This window comes from Dyadobacter sp. BHUBP1 (assembly GCF_050587785.1).
Taxonomy (GTDB): domain Bacteria; phylum Bacteroidota; class Bacteroidia; order Cytophagales; family Spirosomataceae; genus Dyadobacter.
Window position 1 is genome coordinate 481,259 of record NZ_JBOBIH010000003.1, and the last position, 26,983, is coordinate 508,241.

The following is a 26,983-nucleotide window of genomic DNA, read 5'->3' on the forward strand; positions in this document are numbered from 1 at the left end:
TGTGGTCATGAGTGGTCAGAGGTAGTCAAGTGTAGTCAGGTATTGTCAGAAATGGCCAAGTCTTGTCAGGTATTATCAGAAATGGATCAAATATTAGGTACGATGCGGATTTCATCCAATATAAAACAATAAATGACCATTTCTGACTACTCATGACCACTCTTGACAACTCATAACAACTCTTAACCATTTCTGACCACGCATGACCGATGTAACATCTGCCTACTCGCTCCTGAGCGACTTCACCGGGTTCATTAATGCGGCGCGAATACTCTGGAAACTAATGGTAGCCAGGGCGACAAGGGCTGAAAGCAGAGCTGCCGCGATAAAAATCCAGAGGCTGATCTCGGTTTTGTATGCAAAACCTTCCAGCCAGCGGTGCATAGCGAACCAGGCTACGGGTGCGGCAACCACAAATGCGATACCCACCAGCTGCATGAAATCTCTCGACAACAACCCGACGATACTCACCGCCGAAGCACCCATTACTTTACGCACACCAATCTCCTTCGTGCGCTGCACAGTAGAAAAGGATGCCAAACCAAGCAGGCCAAGGCAGGAAATGACGATGGCCAGCACGGCGAAATTGATGAAAAGTTCCTGAAAACGAACGTCGGCGCGGTATTGGCGGTCGTAGAACTCGTCGAGGAAAAAGTAGCTGAATGGGCGGTCGGGATGCTGAATTTTCCATTGTGTTTCAATGGCTTCCAGGGTCTGATGTATGTGATTGCCATTCAGCTTGATGGATAGCCAGTCGCCATTCCACGGATCAAGCAGGCGAAAGGTGAGGGGTTTTACTTTTTCGCGTAAAGATTTGAAATTGAAGTCCTTCACCACGCCGATAATGGTTCCCTTGCGGTCCCATTGACTGAATTTTTTGCCTATCGCCTGTGCCGGCGCATTGTACCCCAGCAGCTTCGCGGCTGCCTCGTTGATCACCAGGGCTTTGGTGCTGTCGGTAGTAAATTCCTTCGAAAACGGCCTGCCGGCCACCAGTTTCAATCCATATTGAGGAATAAAATCAAAATCGACCCGGTATACGTCCAGTGTAGCCGCCTGCATTTCGCCCCGGCTGTTCTCGATCTTCGAATGCGCGTCCGAGTTTTCGCCACCCGGCACCGACGACGATGCCGCAACGGACTCCACACCGTTCACATGCTGCAATGCATTCTTTAATGCCTCGCGGCCACTGCCCGTACCCGACGGGATTATCAACGTCTGGTCTTTAGAAAAGCCCAGCTCATGGCTCCGCATAAAATCGAGCTGTGTGTAGACGATCATTGTGCCGATAATCAATGCAATGGAAATAGCAAACTGCACGGTAACCAGCCCTTTTCGCAGAAAATTGCCGCTACTACTCGTTACAAACCTGCCTTTCAATACTTTCACCGGCTCGAACGACGATAGTACCAACGCTGGGTAAATGCCCGATGCCAGCCCTATCAGCAGGGAGGCACCGAACAAGATGGCTATAAACGGCAATTCTTCCGCAATGCCGTTGCTGATCGTTTTGCCCGAAAGTCGATTGAAAAGCGGGATTAATGCGGCCGAAAGTATGACGGCAAGAACGAAACTGAGCGACGACATCAACAGGGATTCTGAGATAAACTGGCGCGCCAACGCACTTTTTGCCGCACCGATCGCCTTGCGCACACCTACCTCGCGGGCGCGTTCGAGCGAGCGGGCGGTGGTGAGGTTCACGAAATTAATGCAGGCAATGAGCAGGATGAAAACGGCGATAATGGTGAATGTATAGATATTGGTCAGGCTACCTGACTGCTCCGCCTCACGGTCGGAATGCAGGTAAATGTCAAGAAGCGGTTCGAGGACGAAAGTGAACGATACTTTTTCCTGGCGGAGGAAAGCGCCGGTATGCCTTTCGATAAATGCCGGAAACTTGCTGGTAAGTACCGCCGGATCAGTGCCGGGTTTCAACAACAGGTAAGTAGTGGTGCCGAAATTGCCCCATTCTTCGTTTACGGCAGTGTTATAGTGCCGGGTATGGGTGGTCATGGAAATGAAAATGTCGCCCCTGATCTGCGAGTTCATGGGCGGCTCCTGCATAATACCTGTCACTTGTGCGGCATCCCCGGCGTCGCCGACGAGCAGCGTCTGCCCCATCGGGTCGCGGTCGCCGAAGTATTTTTTAGCAGTACTTTCGGTGAGTACCACGCTGAATGGCGCCTGCAATGCGGTTTTGGGATTGCCTTGCAGGAGTTTTAAATCAAGCACCTGAAAAAGCGAAGAATCAGCCAGGATGGTTTGTGGTTCATTGAATTTCAAATCGCCCCTACGGAAAAGGTAATTCTCCTTACTGATGCGGGTAAATGCTTCTATATCGGGGAAATCGTTTTGCAAATTGGGCCCGAATGGCCAGGCGCTGATGCTGTAATGCAGCATGCCGCCACTGTATGAAATGTCGGTTGAAAGCCGGTAAATACGGTCGGACTTTTTGTTGAATGCATCATAGGTCAGCTCGAAATGCACGTATAATGCAATCAGAAAACAGGCGGTCATACCTGCCGACAATCCCATGAGGTTAATTAGCGAGAACGTCTTATGCTTGGCCAGGTTGCGGAATGCGATTTTGAAATAGTTACGGATCATGGCTGACTGGGTGAATGCGTTTTTGGGGTATTTTTCGGCTTCTTTTCTCCATGCAAAAGGGCGTATCAGGCTAAATACGTCGCGCACGTACCGTCTGCGCGCCTCGCGAATTCCGTGCGTGCGTGCGCGGTACGCGAAGAGTTCGAGTAAATCACCTTCGAGGTCGTTAACCAGGTGGTCGGCGCAAAACCAATGCAGCAGCCGGGTGGCCCATTTGGGCGGTTCGCTATTGGGGATTTTATTCACTGCGCAAACTTTTTATCGGGTTCATCAACGCGGCGCGAATGCTCTGGAAACTAATGGTAGCCAGGGCGACAAACGTGGAAAGCAATGCCGCCGCAACAAAAATCCACGCACGGATATCGGTTTTGTAGGCAAAACCTTCCAGCCAGCGGTGCATCGCGAACCACGCTAGCGGGGCCGCGATTACGAATGCAATGCCTACCAGTTGAAGGAAGTCCCTGGACAACAGTCCGACAATGCTGGCTGCCGAAGCCCCCATGACTTTCCTGACACCAATCTCTTTTGTTCGCTGAACGGTGGAGTAAGAGGCAAGTCCCAACAACCCCAGACAGGATATAAAGATCGCCAATCCGGCAAAATTCAGGAAGAGCGTTTCGAAACGCTCGTCGGCGCGGTACTGGCGGTCGTAGAATTCGTCCAGGAAATAATAGGTGAATGGCTTATCGGGATTCGCCTTTTTCCACTGATTTTCGATCGCTGAAAGAGTTTGTTTCACATTGCCGCCGTCTATTTTGACGGAGAGCAGGTTGCCATTCCAAAAGTCGGTAATGCGGAAGGTCAGCGGTTTGATGTTTTCCTGCAATGATTTAAAATGAAAATCCCGGACAACTCCGATAATCACCCCTTTCCGGCCCCATTGCTCAAACTTTTTGCCAATGGCCTCTCCGGCGGAACGGTAGCCCAGTACTTTCGCCGTTGCCTCATTGATCATCAGCGATTGGGTACTGTCGGTCGCATATGCTTTGGAGAACGCGCGCCCGGCTACAACCTGTAATCCATATTGCCGGATAAAGTCGAAATCCACCCGGTAAACATCGAGATTGCCGGCCTGCATTTCGCCACTGCTGTTTTCCACTTTTGAATATGCCTGCGGAGTCCAGCTGCCGGGCACGGCCGCAGAGGCCGCTGCCGATCGCACCCCTGTGAAATCCAGAATGGACTCCTTAAAGGCATCGCGGTTACGGCCGGTGCCGGCCTGGATAACCAACGTCTGGTCTTTGTTAAAGCCCAGGTCGTGGCTGCGCATGAAATCGAGCTGTGTGTACACGACAATCGTAGCGATAATCATAACGATGGAAATGGCAAACTGCACGGTCACCAGTCCTTTTCGGAGCATAACTCCTTTCGAACTCGTTGTGAAACGACCTTTCAGGACTTTCACCGGTTCAAAGGAAGAGAGGACAAAAGCGGGGTAAACGCCTGCCAGTGTTCCGATCAACCCCGCGAGGACTAATCCGATTGCCGCAAAAGGTATTTCATGGACGATCCCCTTACTGACCTGTTTGCCGGCGAGTATGTTGAAAAATGGCAACAAGGCAGCCGTAATAGCCATGGACAATACAAAAGCGATCATACATATCAGTACCGATTCCGTGATGAATTGCCGGGCCAAGGCACCTTTGGCAGCACCCACCGCCTTGCGCATACCCACCTCCCGTGCCCGCTCCACCGAACGTGCGGTAGTCAGATTTACGAAGTTGATGCCGGCGATGACCATAATGAACAGCGCGACGGCACTGAAAATGTAAAGGTTATCGGCACTGCCCGATTCTTCCGCCGGGCGAGTTGAATGCAGGTAAATGTCCCTTAACGGTTCGAGGCTCAGGCTGATTTGCATTTGTTGTTCGGCCATCATCTTCCCGGCATGGTTTTGAACAAATGCAGGGAACTTCCTTTCCATGGCAGCGGGATCGGTACCGGGTTTGACGAGCACGAATGCGATAGCGCCGAAGCTGCCCCATTCCCGTTCGATGTTTTTGTCCTGATGTGCAGTGTAGGTGCTCATAGAGACGAAAATGTCTCCTTTGATCTGCGAATTAGTCGGCGGGTCCTGCATGACGCCGGTAATCTGGGCTGGCTCGCTATGGTCACCTAGCAGCAGCGTCTGACCGACGGGATCGGCGGCACCGAAGTATTTCCTGGCCGCGGTTTCGGTCAAAACCAGGCTCAGGGGCGCTGTCAGGGCCGTCTTGGGATTGCCTTTCAATAATTTTAAATCAAAGACACTGAACAGCGTTGAATCGGCGAGTACGGTGTTTTCTTCAATGAATTTAAGATCGCCCTTCCGGAACAGCGTCTCCTCTTTTTGTACCCGTACAAAAGCTTCCACTTCGGGAAATTCATTTTGCATGTTGGATGCCATCGCCCACGGACTGATCGCGTAGCGGAGCGTTTCAGAGTTGGTTTTAATGTCTGCGGCAACGCGGTAAATGCGGTCGGCTTTCTGGTTGAAAGCATCATAAGTCAGCTCGAAATGCACGTATAATGCGATGAGGAAACAGGCGGTCATACCCGCCGACAACCCCAGTACATTAATAATGGAGAACATTTTGTGTTTGGCCAGGTTGCGGAATGCGATTTTGAAATAGTTACGGATCATGGCTGACTGGGTGAATGCAGGTTTGGGATATTTTTCGGGCTCTTTTCTCCATGCAAAAGGACGTATCAGACTGAACACGTCGCGTACGTAACGCCTGCGCGCCTCGCGTGGCCCGTAGGTGCGTGCACGCTGAGAGAACAGTTCCAGCAGGTCACCTTCCAGGTCGTTTACCAGGTGCGGCGCACAGAATCCATGCAGCAGGCGTGTAGCCCATTTGGGTGGTTGAATAGGGGCTTTCATGGTTTAGGCGGGTTTAGGAATGGCACTCCACATACGGTTGCGGATCTCACGAATATTGTCCAGTGCTTTGGTACCGGCCATCGTGATAGTGAAAAAGCGTTTACTCCGCCCGCCCCGTTCAGCCGTAGCCCCGCCCAGGCGTGACGACAGCAGGCCTTTCTCTTCCAGGCGGTGCAAGGCCGCATGTACGGCTCCAAGATTCACCGACCGTCCCATTTGTTGTTCGATTTCGTTGGTAATCGACGCCCCGTACGCATCCCCGGCCAGTATCGCGACTGCCAGCAGCACTACTTCTTCAAACTCTCCCAGATAGGTTCCTTTCATAAGGGTTTTATTATTTCTGTAAATGTATAACAAATGGTGTGCCGCTATTGAGAAATGGCTTACAGGCTGTTTGAATGCATTTTTTGGAAAAATGTGTTGTCCGAAAGCGGACACCCGGTGCCAATGCCGGACAATGCGTGCGGGCATTTGTCGGGAAAGCGTTTTCTTTGCTTTTGCATATTCACAGAACAGCTGCTTCATGGTCTTCGACTTCCGCTTACAAGTTTTTCAAACCGTCGCCCGTCGCCTGAGCTTTACCAAAGCCGCCGCCGAGCTTTTTATTACCCAGCCAGCGGTGACCAAGCATATTCATGAATTGGAAAACCAGTTAAAAACTAAATTGTTTGAGCGGAATGGGTCGAAGATCAGTCTCACAGCAGCCGGGGAAATACTACTGCATCATGCCGAGCAGATTTTCGATATTTACAGAAATCTGGAATTTGAAATCAGCAGCCTTTCACAGCGCAATAGCGGCAAGTTGAGGCTGGGGGCGAGCACGACAGCCGCCCAGTACATTCTACCACCGATTCTGGCTGCATTTCATCGAAAGTTCCATAACATCGAGGTGACGCTTACCACCAAAAACACCGAGGAGATCGAACATGCATTGCAGCATAAGGAGATCGATCTGGGGGTGATCGAGGGGTTTTCCAAGAATGCGGCTATCAAGTATACCGAGTTCCTGAACGACGAGATCGTTCTTGTGGCGAACAGCAAAAATCCGCTGGCGGCTACGGGCATAGTGAATGCCGAACAACTATGTGACATTCCGCTGCTGCTGCGCGAGCCGGGTTCGGGTACGCTGGAAGTGATTGCCCATGCGTTGAAGTCGATCGGGCTTGGGCTGGGTGATTTGAATGTGGAAATGCAGCTGAGCAGCAGCGAAAGTATGAAATTGTACATCCTGCATTCCGACAGTATGGCGTTCATTTCGGTGCATGCCGTATTGAAAGAATTGCAGAGCAAGGAATGCCGCATTGTCGATGTAGAAGGGCTGTCGATTGACCGCCACTTTCATTTCACTACGCTGCATGGCCAGCAGGAGGCCTTACCGGAGCTTTTCATGCGCTTCGCGCTTTACCAGAGAAAATAGAGGGCTATATTGCGGGTTTTTAGAGTAGTTATGACCTGCATCCTATTTTAAGAATCTGTGTACTGTACCAATCAGCTCTTGATGAAAGGGTTGAAATTATTTTTGTTAAACTATTTATGTTAAAAATTACATTAAGCGTCTCGGCGTTCCTGCTTATGCTATGGTCGACGACGGGCACCCTTCAAAAAGAGGAAAGATCCGAAACTCGGAATCTGGCCAAAGCCGACTCCCTTCCTAACGCTGCCGCATGGCCGGCAGAACTGAATGTAACGCATTTTGCAGGTCATGATCTTACGCCAAGTCCCGCCTGTCTGGCTGTGGCGCCTACCGGTGAGGTATTTGTGGGTGTCGATATGATAGGCTCACTGGGCAAAACCCCCGGAAAAGGCAGCATTGTGCGGCTTGTCGATACGAATAATGACGGCAAAGTAGACCAGCACACCACGTTTGCCATGCTGGATAACCCTCGTGGGATCATTGCGCAGGGTGACCAGGTGTTTGTTTTGCATACTACTTTTTCCAAAGAAACCGGAAAGGCTTCCGGAATGGACCTGGTGGTGCTGGAAGACAAAAACCACGACGGGTCAGCCGACGGACCCGCTAAGCCGCTGGTAGAAAATATATGTTCGCCCAAATTTCTCCAAAGCCGTGGCACAGACCACGCTACTAATGGGATCCGCATGGGCATCGACGGGTGGATCTACATTGCCGTGGGCGACTTCGGGTTCCACGACGCGCTCGACCGCTCGGGCAAGAAAATGACCCAATTGGGGGGCGGTATCGTTCGCGTACGCCCCGATGGCACCGAAATGGAGGTATATACCCACGGATTGCGTAACATTTACGACGTGGCGATTGACCCTTATATGAACATCTTTACCCGCGACAACACCAACGACGGCGGCGGCTGGAACATTCGTTTCAGCAACCAGATCCAGTCAGGGGAGTATGGTTACCCGGTGTTGTTCAAGAATTTTACCGAAGAGATCATTCCTGCTTTGATCGACCTTGGGGGAGGTTCGGGCACAGGTTCGCTCTTTTTGGATGACCCGACCTGGCCGGCCAAATATAACCGTGTACCAATGATGGCCGACTGGGGGCGCAGCCAGGTGTATGTGCACCGCGTGACGCCGGATGGTCCTACGTTCCAGCAAAAGGAGGAGGAGTTCATCAAGCTTTCACAGGTTACCGACCTGGACATCGATGCTTCGGGACGTGTTTACCTGGCGGCCTGGGATGGCGCCGGATATTCGGGTAACCCGGGTAAAGGTTTTATTTCCCGTGCGGTGCCACAGGGATGGCAGTATAAGGCATTTAAAGACATCAGTAAGTCATCGGTGAAACAGCTGGCGGCATTGTTGCGGTCGGAAAGTGCTGTGCAGCGTCTGGCGGCGCAGCAGGAATTACTGAAACGCCCTGCAAAAGATGCGGCGAAAGCGGCATGGGCTGTTGCCGGGGACAAGAAGGCTCCTTTATACGTACGCGTGGCGGGTATGTACACTTACGCGCAGGCAGCCGGAACGGAAGGTATTGATAACCTTGCGAAACTTGCTTCCGAAAGCGATATGCGCGAATACGCATTGCGTGCACTGGCCGATCGTAAGCCTTATATCGCCAAAGTGCCCGTAGAGCCATTCCTGCAAGCGCTCGAAAATGGTAATGCGCGGGAGAAACTGGCTGCGGCAATCGGGTTAGGCCGTTTGGGCAGACCGGAAGGCGCAGAAGCATTGCTGAAAGTGAAAGTGCCAGGCTCTTTTGTAGCACCTGCCAAAGGAACCGAAGGTCCCCACGCAACGCCGAATTCGGCTATCGTAACTCCGCACATCGCGGTGCGCTCGCTTGTGGCATTGAATGCGGTAGATGCTTGTGTGAAAGCAATCGGTACCGAAAACTCCACGATCGCATTGTGGGCGTTGCGCTACATGCACGATCCCAAGGCTGTCGACGGATTGATCGCCGCTTATGGCAAAACCAGCGATAAGGGGTTGAAAGAACAGATCCTGATGACATTGGGCAGAATCTATAAAAAGGAAGCTGATTACGACGGTTCATGGTGGTGGAGCACACGCCCTGATACGCATGGTCCATATTATAAGGCCGTTGAATGGGAGTCGTCTGCGAAGGTGAAAGACTTTTTGATGAGAGAATTTAACGCTGCAAGCGACAAACAATTCTTCGCCGATCTGAATGCGCGGAACCGCATGGGTATTACCGAGTTCGGTGGGGAAGAAGTAGCCGCTGCGAAAGAGGAGGTGAAAGTCGACCTGGAAAAGATCCGTAATAAAAAAGGGCAAGTAGGAGAGTCATCGATTGAGGATGTGATGCTGGCGATCGCGAAAATCCAGGGTGATCCTGCCACGGGACGGAAGCTGTTCACCAAACAGGGGTGCGTAGCCTGCCACAGTCTGAGCCGCAATGAGGTGATGAAGGGGCCATTCATGGGGCAGATCGGCTCGATCATGAACCGCGAGCAGATCGCGGAGTCGATTTTGAAGCCGAATGCGTCGATTTCCCAGGGCTTTGCTTCGGTAATGATCACTACCAAAGGTGATAAAACCTACATGGGTTTTGTTTCGGAAGAATCGGCTGAAAAACTGGTGATCCGTGACATTACCGGCCAGGTGAACACCATTAAAGTAGCTAATATTACCTCGCGCAAGGAACTGGAAACTTCGATGATGCCTCCGGGGCTGGCCAATGAGCTGTCTTATGAGGAATTTGCTTCATTGATCACCTTCCTGTCACAGCAGAAGAAGTAGGTTACAAGCATTAACTACTGAAAGCCGGCCCTTCATTTCGTGGGCCGGCTTTTTTTTGTTAAAACCAAGGTTGAGATTCCGGAGATTTCAGCACTTAAAAGTGCAAAACGGTACTTTTTTGACGAACTTTTGCGGGTTTGTGACCATTTTTTTGCGGAATCTACAATTTTTGCGATAAATTAGTAGCCTGATAGAAGTAATTTGTAGTTGTTGAGTTATTTATTATTTGCACCCATCGTCTCTTACTCAACGTTTATTTATACAGCATCCCCCGGCAGGCCCGCTTTCGCCGGGGATTTTTTTGACCAGCTTCTTCCAGTCCAGTGGCATTTTATGATTTACCAAAGTCCGAAAGAGCCGATCGCGTACTTGCGATCAAAGGAGTAATTAAGGATGCATTGCTAAGCTATAATCTTCAAAAAGTACGTCTGCTCTATTCAGATGACGATACTTACATTCGAAAGTCGGCTTACCTGGTGACGGGACGGTTATACTCCGGGGACGTCACCCTTCGCCCCGCGATCCTGGCTATGCTCTTCGAATTCAGGTCCGATCCGGATTTCAAGGTCAGACAAACGGTGATCAATGCGGCGGGCGAAATCGGTAAATGGGACTTCGAAGGAGTTCGATATTATTTCGACGAAGGATTGAAAGATCCGCATCATTCGCCGAGAAATGCGGTGATCGGTTCGGTGAAAAAAATGGGCGAGGTAAATCCTACACCGGTCCTGGCATGGGCGGGGGAGTATCTGCACCATGAGGACAAGGAAATCCGAAGAGAAATTTGCCATGGTATCGAACTGCGCGGGCGCAAGCACCCCGAAGATATTCTGCCGCTTTTGGCCGAGCTTCAACACGACCGCACGGCACGCGTACGCAATACGCTCGTGCATGTGATCGGGCAGATCGCCTACAAAAAAGGTTGCCTTGCCATCGTACTCGCGGATCTGAAAGGCTGGGAGAACCGCCCGCTCGTCGACGCAGCACTAGAAGAAATTATTGATGTACATCACCGTTATCGTAATTTCGCAGCGCTAACACAGGCGGAGGCAATCAAACTGATCGATGCGCATTATCCCGATCGTAAGCGGAAAAGTAGTGGAAAGGCGTATTAACTCAAATGTCTATGACCGTAATATCCAGACTTGCAACCTCGCTGGGCCGTCGTGATGAAGTGCCTAATCAGGAATTAGCCATCGAAATTGCCACAAATGGCGATGGTAGTGCCATTGCTGATCTGATTGAAAACCTGAGCCATAAAAGTAAGGACGTCCGCCATGACTGCATTAAAGTACTCTATGAAATTGGCGAACGGATGCCTCCGTTAATAGCAGCTTACGCCGATCAGTTCGCCGCGTTGCTCGGAAGCAAGGACAACCGGATGCAGTGGGGCGCCATGACAGCCCTGAACGCCATTGCGCGCGAAAAACCGGAAGTTGTATTTGCGGCGGTTCCCCAACTTGCCGCAGTTGCCGACAAAGGCTCCGTAATTACCCGTGACAATTTTGTCGCCATTCTCATCAAGCTCAGCGGCATTCCCGCCTATGCCGATCAGACGCTCCCCTTACTGAATGAACAAATGCTGAGCTGTCCGTCTAACCAGCTTCCGATGTATGCCGAGAATGCATTACCGGTGATCAGCGCAGCGCACAAGGCGATATTCGTGAAGACGCTTACCAGTCGCCTGGGTGATTTTGAAAAAGAATCAAAACGCAAGCGGATGGAGAAGGTTTTGAAGCGGCTTGGGTAGCAGCCCCCAATCTTCTGGCATCATTTTCGCTGGCGTTGCTCAAAACAAACGTATGTAACCATGGAGCAAGTAAATAAGTATTTAAGCGCGGCTGCGAGTGCAGCCACGGTATCGGCTTTTCTCAAAGCTTTGAACAATGGTGACTTTGAGGGAGCGGGGGAGCTCATGGACGAGAATGTGAGGTTCGAAGGAGTGCTCGGGAGTGTGGAGGGAAGGGACGAATATGTAAGGCAGATGTCGAAGATGAAACTGCGCTATCATGTGAAGAAACTGCTCTACGATGAGGATTCGGTTTCGGTACTTTATGAGATCGATATGGGCGGCAAGAATGTACTGACTGCCGGCTGGTACGAAGTGCATGACGGTAAAATCACACACATCCGTGTGATTTTCGATCCGCGGCCTGTTTTGTCATAAAAATCCAATTTACGGCTTTTTAATAAGAGTCCTTTTCCGCTTCACCGTGTAGGACGTGGTATCGGCGCCCGGCCGACCGGTACTGCTGCGGTTGCCGTCGATGCTGCCGGACGAGTTAATGGCCCCATTATCATTAAGTATCGGGCCGGTTTCCGCATTGGCCGAATCCTTCAAAATCGCATTCAGGTCCGATGAATCGGCTGTTTTGACCTGATGCCTCTTCGTCTTGCGCTGGTATTTCTGCTCCTGTCTCAATGATCGAGTCGAAGCATCGCCGGATTGCGCAAATGTGCAGGAGGGAATGACTAATGTCAGGGCAAGTACGAACGTTTTAAGCGGCTTCATGGGCGGTGGCTTTTAGTTTAGTGATTTGAACCTTCTTCAAATACTGTTCCAGGAACTTCGGGGAATCTATGTGCTTGTCATTCCCCGGTGCTTGCGACGATATTCACCCAGGCTCATTCCTTTGCTCTTTTTGAAAAACCGGTTGAGGTGGCTTTCGTCTGTAAATGAAAGCTCGGAGGCAATTTCGTTCATACGCATGTCGCTGTGCAACAACCTGGTTTCGACCAGTTTTAACCTTGAATTGACGATGTATTCCTGCATTGTTTCATTGGTGTGTTTCTTGAAATACCTTCCCAGATAGGATTCCGATATTCCGAAGTGGCTGCTGATGTGGGCGGCCTTGATCTTTTCGGGGTGATATAGGTTGGCTTGAATATATTGAAGGATGTCAATGGCCTTTTCTTCGCTGCATTCAGTGATCTTTTCGGGCAGATACATGGCAATATTGCGGGCTACCAGGATAATCATCGTGTTGACATATTGCCTGATAAGCTCCTGGTTGTACATATCGCGGTTGACGTACTCGCGGATTATCGCCTCTACAAGCGGCTTGACAATGCGCTTGTCTGTCTGGTTTTTGAGAATGCACCCGGGTTGGTGGCTGGCATTCTGCAAGATAAATTCCAGTCTTTGCAAGAGGTCCTCCCTTTGTGAGGCGCTCGCCAAGGACGTATTCCGCTTGATATACACATCATTGAAGCGGATGAAAACAAACTTGGTAGTCGTCTCGATGTCGAAAGAATGCGTGTCTTCGGGGGTGAGCAAAAACATATGGCCGGCATTGTACCGGAAAGTATGATGGTTGATCTCCTGCACGCCGGTACCTTCCAGAATGTAGATCAATTCAAAAAAGTTGTGCTGATGTGTCGGTTTGGGACATTCGTCGAGCTCCTTGTAAATAATTTCGAAGGGTTCGTGCAGGTTTTCTTTCATGGCTGCGAAAAATATACCGGATTTTGGAAAAATTGTACTGTAAATATGCTTAAAAATCGGTACAAATTTGCATTGTCAAACACAAAATCGTTTTAATTTATGAAAGCAGTATTTTTGACCGATACCAATGCCCCACTCATTATCAAAGAAGTGGAAACGCCTGTGCCTGGTGAAAACCAGGTGCTTGTCAAGCTGGCCTATTCCTCCTTGAACCACCGCGACGTGTGGATTCAGAAAGGCCAATACGCCGGTCCGAAAGGAGGGCTTATTCTGGGTTCTGACGGCCTGGGCACAGTGGTTGAAGCCGGTGCGAATGCAGACCCGGCCTGGATCGGGAAGGTGGTGATCATCAACCCCAGCCACGATTGGGGCCATAATCCGGCCGCATTCGGCGACCAGTTCAAAATCCTGGGTAACCCGGAACCCGGCACCTTTGCCGAATACATTGCCGTGGATGCCCAATATATCCATGAGAAGCCGGCGCACCTTACCGATGCGGAAGCGGCAGCGCTCCCGCTGGCAGGCATTACCACCTACCGTGCCTTGTTTACACGGGCGGCGCTGAAACCTGGCGAGCAGATATTGATCACCGGTATTGGTGCGGGTACCGCTTTGCTGGCTTTACAATATGCGATCGCAGCAGGTGCTAAAGCGTACGTTACTTCCAGCTCGCAGGAGAAGATCGAAAAGGCCAAAGCGCTCGGCGCGGTCGATGGGTTTAACTACAAAGAAGAAAACTGGTTCCTGAAAGCGAAAGAGTTAACAGGCGGATTCGACGTCGTACTGGATAGCGCTTCGGGCAAAGGCTTCGGTACCCTGATCGACATCGCAAAGCCGGGCGGCAGGATCGTGTTTTTCGGCGGCACCGACGGCCCAATCGGCAACATTATCCCCAATAAAGTGTATTGGCGAAACCTGTCGATCCTCGGCACGACGATGGGGACGTTACAGGAGTTTCGGGATATGCTCGCATTTACGGCGAAGCATCAGATCAAACCTGTCGTAGACAAAATATATCCGTCGTTATCGGACGCGCAGCTAGCTTTCGATTACATGCACGAAGGCAGGCAGTTTGGTAAAATCGTGCTGACAAATCAGTAGAGGAAAGGGATGAAAGGGAGGGTGGAAGACTATGAAAACTTCCTCCCTTTCCTCCTTCCTCCCCTTCCTCCTTCCTTCATAGATTATTCAAAGGTAAGCCCATCCATATCTTCCAGGCGTGCTATCAATGCCCATCCGTAAAAATCGTTGGCGAGGGCCACCATCAGTTCGTTTTTCCCGGCTTTGAAGGGTATTATAAATGCGGTGTTTTCAATGGAACACCTGCCCGCAGGTTCTTTCATGATGGGCGCGCCAAAAGTGTTTTTATCGACATACAGGTAGCGGCCGTTCAGGAACACCCATACGTCGTCGCTGAATCCCATCGCGATCTTTTTTTTCTGGTCTGTTTTGGAATTGATATTGACCTTCATCCAAACGAGGCGACGCTCCTTGCTCATGCCGAACTTACGCGTCAGGTTCATCATTCCTCTTCTTTCGGCCCATATCGTTTCCCACATCGTTTCTGCTTTGGGTGCGTAATCAATGCTGAAATCCACATTTTTCGGCAATGCAGCAGGTTGGGACACCTGCCACTTGCGCAGGTAACGCGGGTCATGCGCAACCGGATCGGTGCCCTCGTACGCGGGAAGCCCCTCGGTCTGTCCGGGCTTGATTACCAGGTTTGAAACAATGCCCTCGCCTTCGAATGCGAGCGTTCCTTCCGAAATATTGCCTTCCATCCGTGGCACTTCCATGGTAGGTCGCTGCATATCGTTCACAAACACCCGCAGCTGATAACCCGATGCAATCAGCTTTACATGGTTCCAGGTTTTGTTCTGAAAATTGGCTTTTCCCTGGTAGTGCGGCAGCAAGTCCCAGAGGTTCACGCCATCAATAGCGGGTGTATACTGTACAGCTTCAATGCCCGTAGAGTCGCCCGCGCGATGGGTACGGAAATAAAAAAGCTCGGTTTCCTTGCTATCCTTGTATCTGAAATAGAATGACGCAAACCGCTGATCGGTGGGAATGTAGTCGAACTCGATGGTGCCGTTCGAAAATACAGTATTCTTCAAGACGACCTGGCCTGGTTTGGGGAGTACTTTCAGCGCCGGCCGGCCATCATACGTCGTAAATTCGGCGTTGGCGCCAGGTGCATCCCAATGTTCGGCAGTGAGGGCTATCCAGTTGCCGGAGTCTTTTTCGGTGGTTCTGGCTTTCTTTTGACCCAATGCAGCGAAGGTAATGGCGGAGAGAGCAACTAGAATTAATTTTTTCATGGCTAATAATGCAAACGTGTTAGAATGAACCTACTTTTTGAAAATACCGGCGTTAAGCTCTTTTCCGGCAGAATTGGGTAAGGGATGAAGGTAGTCGTGGGGTAAACCTTTCGTCGCGACTTCGCTGAGCAGCAGCTTGCCTGTGCGCGAGACGTGTTCTTCGGAATGTGCGTTACTGTCCGCCGGCGTTGCGCTGTTTTGGCCGTAGTAACCCATTTCGTGCTGCATTCCGGTAAAAAGGCAATTTTTGAAGTGATATTTCGGGTACGTTTTCTCCGCACGGAGCCACAGATATTCGGAGTTGGCAACAATATTATTTTCGAATATGAATGGCCCGTGGAATGCACCAAACCATATTGCCGACTCATAAGCGCCGACTATAATGGAGTTTTTAAGAGAAAAATCCCTGATGGCCATAAAAAGGAGCAGCGCATTCTTAGTGCCATAAAAAATGCAATGGTCGATGTGAATGCCAGCGCCGTGCGCCCAAATGCTTCCCTGAATGGGCGCGGAATTGCGCTCTCCGATGAAATAGCACTGCGAAATGTCCAGTCCGGTTAATGTGGAATCTTTGCGGTTTACCGGGTAATAGTACTGCACTCCCGGGTTGCTGTTGCCGATAAACTTCAGCCCGCGGATGCGCACGTGATCAGCTGCGACAAGAAACCCGACGGCATGCTCGAACTGGGTTTTGCTGTTGTTCGCCGATATCGATTGGATTACCGGCATTTGCGCGGGCTTCCAATCCGCATCATCGGGCAAGGACGCCGCTTCAATGGCGAGCCATGCTTCCTCCGTATTCCGCTTATCAATTACGACCTGGTCGCGCAGCGTGTAAAGTCCGGGCGCAACTTTGATAGTAACGCTTTCACCCGGCTTGAATGTCTTTGCCAGTTCAACGGCACGCTGCAACGTCGCTACTGGTGTTGCGACTTTGCCATCAGCTGCATCGCTACCCGTAGCCGCATTGACATAAACCGTCTGTGCTTGAAGCGTGCCTGTAACAAGCAATAATGTAATGGACAATAAATAGCTTAATTTGTGCATCTTTTAAATATTTGTTGGTCGCTTAGCGTACACGGCCGGCTGGCCGGTTGCTTTGATGGTTCAAACATAATGAGCCCGCCGGTAACGTCGTTTTCAAGTTCTGTTCAAGTTTTGTCAAGTTTTATCATGCTCATCTACAATGGTTTCTGAAATAAATGAACTGCAGCGTTGCAAAGCTGTCATTGAAGACAAGCTGGGCTGGGGCCCGGCGGACAGCTGGCAGACGGCCGATTTTGAGAACCTGAGCGAACTAATTCTCAACGAAACCGGTGTGTCGCTCAGCACGAGCACACTCCGGCGTATATGGGGCAGGACAGAATATCACCACCTGCCCAGCGGAACTACGTTGAACACGCTGGCGCGCTTTGCGGGGGCGGGCGACTGGCGTGCTTTTGTAAAACAAAATAGGGTTGTTGTTACGGAGCCTGACGAGGAGCTTCCCCTGGTGGTCACCTCGAAGAATATACGAAGTTGGAAGAAGGTGGCGTGGATCGCCTCTGCGGTGGTGACGGTTATTCTGGTCAGTATGGTTGCATTCGATAAAGGAGAGCCGCAGCTGGAAAAAAGTGCTTACACTTTCGACAGCCGCCCGGTAACACGCGGTATCCCCAATTCTGTCATATTTACCTATGACGCAACAGCTTCACCGACGGATTCAGTATTTATCCAGCAATCCTGGGACGATACCCGGCGTGTCCTTGTCGACAAAAACCTTCATAAGCACACTTCGGTGTATTACGAGCCCGGTAGCTATAAAGCCAAGTTGGTGATCGGAGATCAGATCGTTCAGGAACATAAGCTGCTGGTTGGAACCGACGGCTGGTCAGGGTTGATTGACCAGCGCAAAATGCCGGTTTACCTGAAAAAAGAAGAATTCCTGCGTGCCGACGGCATTGGAACGAGTACGAAAACCATTGAGCAGAAGAATATCGCGCTACAACCGGAGCCGCCTTTAATCAAGTATTTCAATGTAGGTAATTTCGAACCGGTGGCGCTTAGTGACTTTTCTTTTTTAACCGAAATAAAAAATGAATACAATGAAGGCGCGGCGGCCTGCCAGCTGACCTATATTTCTTTGCTTACCGATGATGCACCGATTGTGATACCGTTGTCGGTAAAAGGATGTGTTTCGGACCTCTACCTGATGAGTGTGGATGACTACCTATCCGGTAAAAAAGCAGACCTGTCGGCATTGGGAGTTGACTTTTCGGATTGGGTGCGGGTCTCCTGCGCGGCTTCCGGCGGCAAAATCCGCTATTCAATTAACGACCGGCAGGCCTTTGAGTTTCCGGTTCCAAATCGCCCGATCAAGATTCTGGGCCTGGCATTTGGCTTCCGTGGCACGGGCTCCGTCCGGAATATCAGCTTGCAATCGGGAGGTAAGCCGGTTTTTGAAGCATTGTGAAAATCAAAGCCCCGGCATCGGCCAGGGCCTGATTTAATTATGCATCAACTTGAATATCCTGACAGCTCCGTCGGCTTGCTCGAAATGAATGTAATACATGCCGATCGGATACGGTTTCATACTGATTGTAAAAGTGGGTGATGTGACCGGCCGGGAAAGCCTTACAACTCCTGAATGGCTGATCACCCTGACGTTGTTCACTTTGCGGTTGCGGATTACAATACGTAACAGATCGTCGACCGGGTTGGGATAAACTTCTGCCCACGAAAACTCGGGAAAGCTTAGCGAGCGGATACCGCTGAATGCAACGCTGCCGTCGGCGTCGACCATTTTCAGCCGGTAGTAATTCAATCCCGGTTCGGGAATGCTGTCGGTGAAAGTGTAGTTTCTGGCTGTGTTGCTTTCAAATGCCGCATTCACCGTGTCCATTACGCGCCAGTCGCGGGTATCTGTGCTTCTCTGCACGTCGAAATAGGCACTGTTGGTCTCTTCAGTGGTTCGCCATTCGAGCCATGCCGCGGTCTCTTTTTTCTGGACGTCGAAATAGGCCAGTGTTACCGGCAATGGGTCGGAAACGATATCGACTTCGACTTGCGCAATATTCGAAAGCTGTCCGGACTGGTCGCTCACCGTGTATCCGATCGTTATGCGGCCTTTGAAATCACGATCAGGGGTATACGTTATTAATCCGTTCGCGCTTGTTACCGTGCCCGATGCCGGGCTCTCCACGACTGTGAGCGAGGCCGGATTAAATGCCGTGCATTCGGAAAGGTCGTTTTTCAGCACGTCGATTACTACCGGCGTATTTACTTTTCCCATCGCAATATCATCGACTGCCGAAGGTTTGTGATGCTTGACCACTATGTAAACCGATTCCCCGGATTCGCAGCCGTCGGCATTGACGCCTACTGCTTTATAAGTGCCTTCATTTTTCACGCGCAACTCGGCCGAGGATGCCCCCGTGATCACCTGATTGTCCAGAAACCATTCGTACCGTACCGCCCCGGTAGATTCGGCTCTGATCCGTAAAGTAGCATCCTTGCACATGAATACTTCCCTGACCTGGCTTTGCGCAGAGGCCCAGCCGGACACGAGAAGCATCCATATGAAAAAGGAGTAGCGCATGACTGCCGCTTTCTGTTTTTTCAGATCAATCAAATTAGTTAAGTGTGATGGCAGGGACAGTCGGTACAGGCAGGTTATGCAGGATTTCTTTTGTTCCGCCGGTTACCGAGCCGGTCAGTTTCGAAGCCGTGGGAATAAAGTCGCCTGTTGTAGGGAGTACGTAACTAACGATGGCGCTGTATATACCGGCTTCGGTTACGTTCAGGGTTGAGGCCGTCTGTCCGCTGATTACCGATCCGCCCTTGCTCCATGCAAACGGGGAAATCGTTACGCCGTAGGTATCCAGGCCAGTTGTGGCAGAAACGGTCGCCGACAAGGAAGCCGCTACTGATTTATCCGTACAGAAATTCTCTTTATCAGCCGTAATGCTTACAGTAAGAGTGGGAAGCACAATGATGGTGTGCTCCACGACATTGGATAAACAGCCATCGAGCACTTCGATAACACCCAGCGTGATTTTGTGAATGCTGGGCGAGGTAACGGCATCCGAGAAAGTGTGGGTGAGCACTCCGCCGCTTGCCTGGTCGAGCGTTTCGATCACCTGACCTACACCGGGATCGAGCGTCCAGAGATATTGGTAGAAATTGGATCCGGCCGCGGGCGAGAGCGAGAACGATTGCCCGTTCACCACATAATAGGTGCCGGCTTTGGAAATTTGTGCCACGCAAGAGAAGAACACAACTGCAAGGAGGGTGGTAAACAGTTTTTTCATGATTGTAATGATAAAATGAACAATTATAAAAGATGGTTTGAATTTGGAGTGATCAGGGGGTGAGCGCTACGCCTGGCGGAACTGGCGGACTCGACACGAGGATATCCACTTTTTTCCGGGGCGAAGCAATACAGCCTGAACCCGACTTGGTTATGTCCACGTAATAGGACGCGGTACCGGGCGTACTGAGGCCGCTGGCTGTCCAGTTTTGTGCAGTTGAGACCGAGCCGGTGCCGTGCGCCGTAGTATACCAGGTGTACGAAAAACTGCCGATCCCCGAAATGCCCAACTGCGGTGCCAGGGCCGACAACGCCGCCGTGCCGATATTGCTGCAGGCTTTTGGACTTGCTGCCGTGGGAGCGTCCGGTGAACGCCGTACATCGTGAATATTAAGGCCATTGCTGCCAAGCCCGACGCCGAGCGCACCGATGTTGAGATCAAGCTCTACCCTGTCGAATATCACCGACGAGCCTGCTGTATTCCTGGGGGCAAAATAAAAAGCGACCTGGTTGTTATTTCCGCCCAAAAGCCCAAGCAAGTCAGCATCCAGCAGCGCGCTGACCAACGTAGAAGTTCCTACCGGCGTGCCGCCGTTGTAGGCCTGTAGTGTAACGGCGGAAGCAAGGTTTACCGCCAGGAACGACCCACTTTGCGACAGAATAACCCGTACGGCGTCTGCATTGTTGGAAACACCATTGAAAAAGAACGTCTGTTTGATATGTCCGCTGAGCAGAGCCACACCCGTCGAGACAAACGAGGATTTGGAATTCAGGTCATTATCGATCGCATTTCCGGCATTCAGGACGTCGAAGCTCCCCAACGTGATGCCGGAATAGTCTTTGGTGGACACATTCGGACTACCACAATCGGCGACATTAAAAGGGTAGGGGTTGGATGTATTGGTAGCTCCTGGCCCGTAGAAGGCATAATATACCTGCAAGGTGTTGGTGCCTAGCGCGGCGGGCGACGAAAGCTTCGTTCTCACGTACTTAAATGTGGCGGTAGGAGTAACCGCCAGAAATACTGAGCCATCAGGGGTGTAATAAGTTTTGTAATCGGCAGACTGAGTGCTTATCTGGACTCCATTTTTGTCATGTACAGTAAGCTCCACACCCCCACCGAGCAATGCGCTGCTGTTGTTGTTGGTACGTACATATACGGTCATAGGAGCACCGGTACTGGCGATTACTTCCGAAGGGAATTCGAGCTGAATCCATGCAGAGGAAGTTCCCAGCGTACTCGTGGCCGTGAGCAGCGCATAATTATTGTTAGGTTTGGTATTTCCGGCAGTGTTTCTGGCATTGTCTGGATTGGCAACCGAAAAGCTCCCGGTGAGGCCGCCGCCTGCGGCAGTGCCTCCATTGGTTTGCTTGTCGGGATAGACTGCATTCGAGGGCTGAGCTACGCAAAATGGTACAACTTCTCCACAGCAGGCCAGAACCAGCAGAAGTTTCAGGTAGTATTTTATCAAATGATGAGGAAGGTTTGTTTTATAACTAGTTCTACAAATATAGGATCGGAGATGATATATCCAAATTATTTCTACAAAATGAATGCATTGAATTACAATAAATCTTTTTTAACCTACGCCCGACGTTTAATCCTGCAAAAAGAGCGCAAAATGACTAACTTCGGCGCTTTCAACAGACTTACCTGCTTCAAGTGAACAACAATACTTTCAGCTTGCGAACCGTGAATGTACTTCGCTATCTTACCCCGCTTCGCGAGGGTGGTTCGCTCCCTGCCATTGCGGAGGCTGATGACGACTTTCTGTATGTATTGAAATTCAGAGGTGCGGGGCAGGGTACAAAGGCATTGATTTCAGAGTTGATAGGAGGGGAACTCGCCCGTTTCCTGGGACTTAAAGTTCCCGAAATCGTGTTTGCAAATCTGGATGAAGGATTCGGAAGGACGGAACCCGACGAAGAAATCCAGGATTTGCTCAAAGCGAGCACCGGCCTCAATCTGGCGATGCATTACCTGTCGGGCGCCATTACATTCGACCCGGTTGTGACAAAGGTGGAGCCGCGGCTGGCGTCCGAGATTGTATGGCTTGACAGCTTTTTGACCAACGTCGACCGTACCGCCCGCAATACCAACATGCTGATGTGGCATAAGGAACTGTGGTTGATCGATCATGGTGCCGCGCTTTACTTTCATCATTCGTGGCAAAACTGGGAAGAGCAGGCGAAAAGGCCATTTACACAAATAAAGGACCACGTACTGCTGCGAAGTGCATCAATGCTGGAAGAAGTGAATGCTGAGTTCAGCGAACGATTGGCCGACGGTGTTATTCCGGCGGTGGTATCTCTTATTCCCGACGATTGGCTGAGAGATTCACCATTTGAGTCTGCCGATGAGCATCGGCAGGCCTACATTTCTTATTTGCAGGCCCGCCTGTCAGCATCTGAAATCTTTGTGAAAGGAGCCCGGGATGCCAGATAGATTTTTATACGAATATGCAGTTTTGCGCATTGTGCCGCGTGTGGAACGGGAGGAGTTCATGAACGTGGGCGTGGTGCTCTATTGTCCTTCGCGTGGTTTTCTTGCTTGCATTTCGGAAATTAATGGACATCGCCTGAGCGCTTTTGCACCCGATACGGATTTAGCCGAGGTGGAGGATTATCTCAATGCATTCAGACAAATCTGCGAGGGTAACCGGCAATGCGGGAGTCCTATTGCCGCGTTACCCGTAGCCTCGCGGTTTCGTTGGCTTACTGCCACGCGCAGCACCGTTTTGCAGACGTCCAAAGTTCACCCGGGCTTTTGTACGGACCCCGAGGAAACATTGAAACGGCTTTTTACGCAGCAGGTAAAGTAAGCTCTTATTTCAGTTTCAGATATTGCTGGACGAGCTCCTTTTTGCGGCGTGAAATCTCTATCCGCGAACCATCTGACAATAGCAGGAACTGATTATTGTGTGTTACCTGCTTGATATACTTCGGGTTCACCAGGTGCGATTTATGTGTGCGGATGAAATTGAACTCTCCCAGCATCTCATCGAAGTGTTTCAAGGTTTTGCTCGCAAGAAATGGCCGTTTTCCGATCAGATGAATGGCTGTGTAGTTTTTATCAGCTTCCAATCTCAGTATTTCATCTAATGTAAAGAAGAATACACCCTCACTGGATGGTACCGCAAGCCGGAATTCCCTGATGTTCTTTTTCTCTATGTTATGGACCAGGTTGTCGTATAGCTGCTGTGTTTCCTGTTTCGGTTTACTCTTCACTTTTTCGATATGTCGATCGATGGCGGTTTGCAGCTCTTCCGGGTCGACCGGTTTCAGCAGGTAGTCCAATGCGCTGAACCGGATGGCCTGAATGGCATATTGATTGAAGGCGGTAGTAAACACGATGTCATAAGGCGGGTTTTTGCGGGCCATGAGAAATTCAAAGCCATTCTGGTGTGGCATTTCCACATCCAGGAAAACAATGTCGGGCTGGAAACCTTCCAGCACTTTCAGCGCTGCTTCAACCGATTCCGCATGCCGGACGTCGACTTCCTGAGCAATGGAATTGCTGAGGTAATGATTCAGAACATTGCGTGCTTTCTGCTCGTCATCAATGATTAGTGTTTTAAGCATAGCTCGGGGGTATTTATAGTGTAAGATGGGTGTTTTAAGTGCTAATCAGGTGTGATCCAGGGACGTCGAGAGCTCGATCACAATCATGGTGCCGGTCGCAACATCGTTAGGGGCATACTTGTCAACGATTTCTACCGAAGCATGCTGGCCCTGCCGGTCTATCAGCGTGAGACGGTCTTTGGCAATCTGAAGGCCCTTGGATTTGTGTCGTTTGGTAGTAGCATTCCGCTCTCTGATTTCGAAGGATTTTTTCCGTCCGATTCCATTATCATCAATTGTGCATCGGAATATTTCCTCGTCAATGCGCTCAAAGGAGATTTTCAATTCGCGGTAGCCATTTTTATGCATCAGTCCATGCCATATAGCATTTTCGACGTACGGTTGCAGCAGCATCGAAGGCAGGAGGATATCGTCAGCTTCCAGGTCCTCGTCTATGTCAATGTGGTAGACAAAGCTTTGTTCGAACCGCATTTGTTCAAGTTCCAGATATAATTGAAGCACGTTCTTCTCCTCCTCGATTGACACCAGGTTTCGATCCGAATTATTGAGCACCATCCGAAAGAGCTTCGAAAATTTGTTGAGATACTTGCTTGCCTCCCCGTATTTCTGTGTGACAATGCATTCCTGGATACTATTGAGGCAGTTGAACACGAAATGCGGGTTCATCTGCGCCCGCAAGGCCATTAGTTGGCTTTCTGCCAGCATCCGATTGATTTCCAGGAGCATGGTTTCCTTTTTCGCTGCTTCCTCTTCCGCCTGCGCTTCGGCGATTTTGTTCGCGTTAATGGAAGCGATCGTCACCAACGTACGCGCCTGCTCTTCTGTGAAGAAGTTCTTTTTCGTGTGCTCTGAATCCAACACGCCAATGAGCTTCCCCTCGTGGAGAATGGGGACGGCTATTTCGGAGAACTTGTTCGCATCCTGAGCGATGTATCGGGCGTCACGTGACGTATCTGATATGTTTATTACCTTTTTGTTTTCAGCCGCAACGCCCACAATCCCTTCTCCCAGGTTTAGCTCAAGGGGATCTACGATTTCAAACTCACCTGGATTTTTTGAACCATAGGTGGCTTTTTGTACTAGTTTCTTTTTATCCTGGTCCCAAAGAAAAACTGTGCAGTCTTCGAAGCGTAATTGCGAGCAACAACTCCGTACGATGTCCCAGCATATCTCATTAACAGAATTTTCGCCGTAAACCGAATTGACAAAGTATTCGATCGCCTTTGAGAAGTTGCGTTTCTGCCTCCGGTTTATATAACTGTTGTATGTCAGGAAGAAAAAAGCGCCTGAGACACAGCCAACAAGAATAAAGAACCACCAGCTTTGATACCAGTAGGGCAATATTTTGATCTTTACAATGGCCGATTTTTTCATCCATCGTTCGTGCTCGTCTGTACTGCGGACTTTGAATATGTAGTCTCCCGGTGTGAGGCTATTATAACTGACGCTCATATTGCGCCCCGCATTCACCCAGTTCTGGTCGATGCCTGTCAACTGGTAACTGTACTGCAGCGACGGAATATCCCGATGTTTTAAAGAAGCATATTGAAACGTAATAAAACCTCTCTCCGGTGCAAGAACGAACGATGTTGGAAGGAAGTCGGCAATTTCCTCTCCAAAAACTTTCACAGAGGTAATATGGGGTGGCTTTTTGACAGGTATGCGGGCAAACTTCATGGGATCTATCACCACAATGTGATCCAGCATGGCTGCGTAGATGTGATCGGGAGTGGCAAGCACGTAATTCCAGTAATCCTGTAAAGTCTTTCCCAGGTTGATACGGACGCGCGTTACTTTCTTGGTGTTGGGGGAAAAGAAGAGTAACCCGCTCGGGCCAGCAGCCCAAATGGCACCGCGCTTATCAAGTGCAATGCTATTGATTTGGGTTGTGACAAATCCGTTTCGCGGCGTCAGACTGTCCAAATACTGGCCCTGGTCATTGAGTTTGAATAATCCACGCTCCCAAACCGCGGCCCACCAGTTGCCTGCCCGGTCTTCAAGAAGTTGCATGGCATGAAAGTTGTCCTTGTCAGGAACGGGAATAACGGAAAATCGTTGCGTTTGCTCAGAATAGCGGAGAATGCCCTCGCCTTTCATAGCGAAGAGGATATCACCATTGCGCAATTTTAACGCACTCCGGCAAAACTTGTAATTGAAGTTGCCGAACCGGTCATCTGTACCATCGAACCGGTCGCAGCTATTCGTCCTTGGGTCAAATCTGTACAGCCCCTCCTTAAAGACTTGAAACCACACTCTTCCCCGATTATCAATGACCACGAAATTGCCGGGGGAAAAAGGCTTTGGAAGTTTGCTATGTGTAAACCTGCGGAGTTCTTTATCGCCGTTACGAAGGCTGTATAAACCGCCGTCGCCGCCAAACCACCACGTCCCGGCTGAATAGGCGCAGCCCGAAAACCTGTTCCTTAACAGTACTTCCTTTGAAGCAATGTATTGTTTAAAGGTCTTTTCCCTTTCCGTAAAAAGCACAATGCCGTCTTCCTTCATGGCCAGAATGGTATCGCTTCTGGCAGCGAGTGTATTATTGCTCGCAAAGTTGACCTGGAGAAAGAATGGTCTGCTCGGTAATCTGTAAACTGTCTCAAACGGGTTGTTATAAGTCAATTTACTAAGCCCGTTTAATGTAGCGAACCAGAGATCGTTTTCATCGTCCTCTATAATATGATAAAAGAAACCATAGCCGATGGAGAAGGCATCGTCCTGGCTGTAAAATAGCTTACGGATAGGTTTCCCGGGCTCTTTCATATAAGCTGCATACATCCAGGTCGAAACCCACAGTCTGTTTTGGCTATCGACAAATAGATAGTTGGCGCCATCCGTTGAGCGGACATTATCCAGATAGAGGTAAGATGTGTCACTGGCAACGTCGGGCTTGGAGAAATGAAGGGAAAATCCGGCACTTGTGCTATACCACAAGTTGGCATCTCTGTCGAGTGCAATGGCTGTTACCCACTTATGCTTTAAAATAGGCCAGCGGTGAGGGTTATGCGTGCTGTCATATACGGCTTTGTTTTTGAAATCGATAAAAAAACATTGATGTCCGCCCACCCAGAACCCCTTTCTCCTGGCGTCCCAGCAAAAAGCGCTTTCAGCGGCAAAAGCAAGGTCTTGACGGGCCATGCGTCCGGTCCACGGAAGTAAATCTGTCAGTTCCCACATTTTTGCGCCGTCGTAGATGAAGATTTCGGAGCGACAGATAAACCAAAGCCTGTGTTCGCCGTCTTCCTTGACGGACAGGATGGGCTTGCCTGCAAGTGATTTCCAGCGTTGGTCGGCCCGATACTTGCCGGTTGCCTTATTGAAGAGTTTCAGGCCGCGGGAAGTAGCGACGAGCAAATTGTCGTTGCCGTCGATTGGAAGAATGCATTTCACCTCCACATGATGGTCCGCCCGCAGATCATCGTAACACTTGATGGTGTTTCCATCGAAGCGGTTAAGCCCGTTGGCTGTGCCGATCCACAGAAATCCGTCCGGATCCTTATATAAACACCGTACATCCTTCGCGCTGAGCCCGTCCTCTTCCCTGAGATTCTGAAAAACGAACTGCGCTCGGGACGTAAAAGACCAAAGAAAACAAACGAGCCAAATGAGCTGATAATGACGCATGTAAGGAGTAGATTTTCCACTGATCACGTAAGGTAGCCATAAGGAAAATCAAAGTAAATATTGATGAATAAAAGGCATGT

The 26,983-nt window shown here is 50.3% G+C and carries 21 protein-coding genes; 9 read left to right on the forward strand and 12 right to left on the reverse strand.

What is annotated here, in order from left to right; genetic code table 11:
• Window positions 1-222: 222 nt before the first annotated feature.
• From ACQ4MZ_RS14195 to ACQ4MZ_RS14205, 3 genes are read right to left on the reverse strand one after another with little or no spacing between them, the layout of a single operon-like run.
• The gene (locus ACQ4MZ_RS14195; RefSeq protein WP_430845731.1) at window positions 223-2,853 is read right to left on the reverse strand and encodes an ABC transporter permease; all 2,631 of its coding nucleotides are present in this window, start codon (window positions 2,851-2,853) and stop codon (window positions 223-225) included.
• Entirely contained in the window at window positions 2,846-5,470 is a 2,625-nt protein-coding gene (locus ACQ4MZ_RS14200; RefSeq protein WP_430845732.1) for an ABC transporter permease, read from the reverse strand. The genes ACQ4MZ_RS14195 and ACQ4MZ_RS14200 overlap by 8 nt, the downstream gene beginning before the upstream one ends.
• 3 nt (window positions 5,471-5,473) lie before the next feature.
• Window positions 5,474-5,794 carry a PadR family transcriptional regulator gene (locus ACQ4MZ_RS14205; RefSeq protein WP_430845733.1) on the reverse strand — a complete coding sequence of 107 codons (321 nt, stop codon included), beginning with the start codon at window positions 5,792-5,794 and terminating at the stop codon, window positions 5,474-5,476.
• Between the two features lie 199 nt (window positions 5,795-5,993).
• On the opposite strand from ACQ4MZ_RS14205, the gene ACQ4MZ_RS14210 reads away from it, so the two are divergent.
• The 5 genes from ACQ4MZ_RS14210 (at window position 5,994) to ACQ4MZ_RS14230 (ending at window position 11,813) form a co-directional block, all read left to right on the forward strand.
• Window positions 5,994-6,887 (forward strand): LysR substrate-binding domain-containing protein, encoded by an 894-nt coding sequence (locus ACQ4MZ_RS14210; protein WP_430845734.1) that lies wholly within the window; start codon window positions 5,994-5,996, stop codon window positions 6,885-6,887.
• Between the two features lie 116 nt (window positions 6,888-7,003).
• Window positions 7,004-9,646 (forward strand): DUF7133 domain-containing protein, encoded by a 2,643-nt coding sequence (locus ACQ4MZ_RS14215; protein WP_430845735.1) that lies wholly within the window; start codon window positions 7,004-7,006, stop codon window positions 9,644-9,646.
• 323 nt (window positions 9,647-9,969) lie between these two features.
• Window positions 9,970-10,761 (forward strand): HEAT repeat domain-containing protein, encoded by a 792-nt coding sequence (locus ACQ4MZ_RS14220; RefSeq protein WP_430845736.1) that lies wholly within the window; start codon window positions 9,970-9,972, stop codon window positions 10,759-10,761.
• Between the two features lie 11 nt (window positions 10,762-10,772).
• Entirely contained in the window at window positions 10,773-11,396 is a 624-nt protein-coding gene (locus ACQ4MZ_RS14225; RefSeq protein ID WP_430845737.1) for a HEAT repeat domain-containing protein, read from the forward strand.
• Window positions 11,397-11,456: 60 nt separating this feature from the next.
• Window positions 11,457-11,813: a nuclear transport factor 2 family protein gene (locus tag ACQ4MZ_RS14230; RefSeq protein WP_430845738.1), complete on the forward strand. Its 357-nt coding sequence runs from the start codon at window positions 11,457-11,459 to the stop codon at window positions 11,811-11,813.
• Between the two features lie 9 nt (window positions 11,814-11,822).
• On the opposite strand, the gene ACQ4MZ_RS14235 is transcribed toward ACQ4MZ_RS14230, so the two are convergent.
• The gene (locus ACQ4MZ_RS14235) at window positions 11,823-12,158 is read right to left on the reverse strand and encodes a hypothetical protein (protein WP_430845739.1); all 336 of its coding nucleotides are present in this window, start codon (window positions 12,156-12,158) and stop codon (window positions 11,823-11,825) included.
• Between the two features lie 66 nt (window positions 12,159-12,224).
• Window positions 12,225-13,091, reverse strand: a complete 867-nt coding sequence (locus tag ACQ4MZ_RS14240; protein ID WP_430845740.1) for an AraC family transcriptional regulator — start codon at window positions 13,089-13,091, stop codon at window positions 12,225-12,227.
• 99 nt (window positions 13,092-13,190) lie between these two features.
• On the opposite strand from ACQ4MZ_RS14240, the gene ACQ4MZ_RS14245 reads away from it, so the two are divergent.
• Entirely contained in the window at window positions 13,191-14,192 is a 1,002-nt protein-coding gene (locus ACQ4MZ_RS14245) for a quinone oxidoreductase family protein (protein ID WP_430845741.1), read from the forward strand.
• 83 nt (window positions 14,193-14,275) lie between these two features.
• Here the strand turns inward: ACQ4MZ_RS14245 and ACQ4MZ_RS14250 are convergent, their stop codons facing one another.
• Both ACQ4MZ_RS14250 and ACQ4MZ_RS14255 read right to left on the reverse strand, forming a co-directional pair.
• Window positions 14,276-15,409 carry a hypothetical protein gene (locus ACQ4MZ_RS14250; protein ID WP_430845742.1) on the reverse strand — a complete coding sequence of 378 codons (1,134 nt, stop codon included), beginning with the start codon at window positions 15,407-15,409 and terminating at the stop codon, window positions 14,276-14,278.
• Between the two features lie 30 nt (window positions 15,410-15,439).
• Window positions 15,440-16,456 carry a hypothetical protein gene (locus tag ACQ4MZ_RS14255; protein ID WP_430845743.1) on the reverse strand — a complete coding sequence of 339 codons (1,017 nt, stop codon included), beginning with the start codon at window positions 16,454-16,456 and terminating at the stop codon, window positions 15,440-15,442.
• A gap of 139 nt (window positions 16,457-16,595) precedes the next feature.
• Between ACQ4MZ_RS14255 and ACQ4MZ_RS14260 the strand changes: the two genes are divergently transcribed.
• Window positions 16,596-17,861, forward strand: coding sequence for a hypothetical protein (locus ACQ4MZ_RS14260; protein ID WP_430845744.1), 1,266 nt, complete (start codon window positions 16,596-16,598; stop codon window positions 17,859-17,861).
• Window positions 17,862-17,894: 33 nt separating this feature from the next.
• Here the strand turns inward: ACQ4MZ_RS14260 and ACQ4MZ_RS14265 are convergent, their stop codons facing one another.
• The 3 genes from ACQ4MZ_RS14265 to ACQ4MZ_RS14275 are packed head-to-tail and all read right to left on the reverse strand — an operon-like array spanning window position 17,895 to window position 21,169.
• Window positions 17,895-18,986, reverse strand: a complete 1,092-nt coding sequence (locus ACQ4MZ_RS14265; protein ID WP_430845745.1) for an Ig-like domain-containing protein — start codon at window positions 18,984-18,986, stop codon at window positions 17,895-17,897.
• Window positions 18,987-19,020: 34 nt separating this feature from the next.
• A complete protein-coding gene (locus ACQ4MZ_RS14270) occupies window positions 19,021-19,698 on the reverse strand; it encodes a hypothetical protein (RefSeq protein WP_430845746.1) in 678 nt (225 codons plus the stop codon).
• A 52-nt stretch (window positions 19,699-19,750) separates the two neighbouring features.
• Window positions 19,751-21,169, reverse strand: coding sequence for an immunoglobulin domain-containing protein (locus tag ACQ4MZ_RS14275; RefSeq protein WP_430845747.1), 1,419 nt, complete (start codon window positions 21,167-21,169; stop codon window positions 19,751-19,753).
• Window positions 21,170-21,360: 191 nt separating this feature from the next.
• Here ACQ4MZ_RS14275 and ACQ4MZ_RS14280 point away from each other — a divergent pair, with 191 nt between their 5' ends.
• A complete protein-coding gene (locus tag ACQ4MZ_RS14280; RefSeq protein ID WP_430845748.1) occupies window positions 21,361-22,143 on the forward strand; it encodes a HipA family kinase in 783 nt (260 codons plus the stop codon).
• Entirely contained in the window at window positions 22,133-22,519 is a 387-nt protein-coding gene (locus ACQ4MZ_RS14285) for a DUF3037 domain-containing protein (protein ID WP_430845749.1), read from the forward strand. The genes ACQ4MZ_RS14280 and ACQ4MZ_RS14285 overlap by 11 nt, the downstream gene beginning before the upstream one ends.
• A 4-nt stretch (window positions 22,520-22,523) precedes the next feature.
• Here the strand turns inward: ACQ4MZ_RS14285 and ACQ4MZ_RS14290 are convergent, their stop codons facing one another.
• Entirely contained in the window at window positions 22,524-23,279 is a 756-nt protein-coding gene (locus ACQ4MZ_RS14290; RefSeq protein WP_430845750.1) for a LytR/AlgR family response regulator transcription factor, read from the reverse strand.
• A 45-nt stretch (window positions 23,280-23,324) separates the two neighbouring features.
• Window positions 23,325-26,903: a sensor histidine kinase gene (locus tag ACQ4MZ_RS14295; RefSeq protein ID WP_430845751.1), complete on the reverse strand. Its 3,579-nt coding sequence runs from the start codon at window positions 26,901-26,903 to the stop codon at window positions 23,325-23,327.
• Window positions 26,904-26,983: the final 80 nt, after the last annotated feature.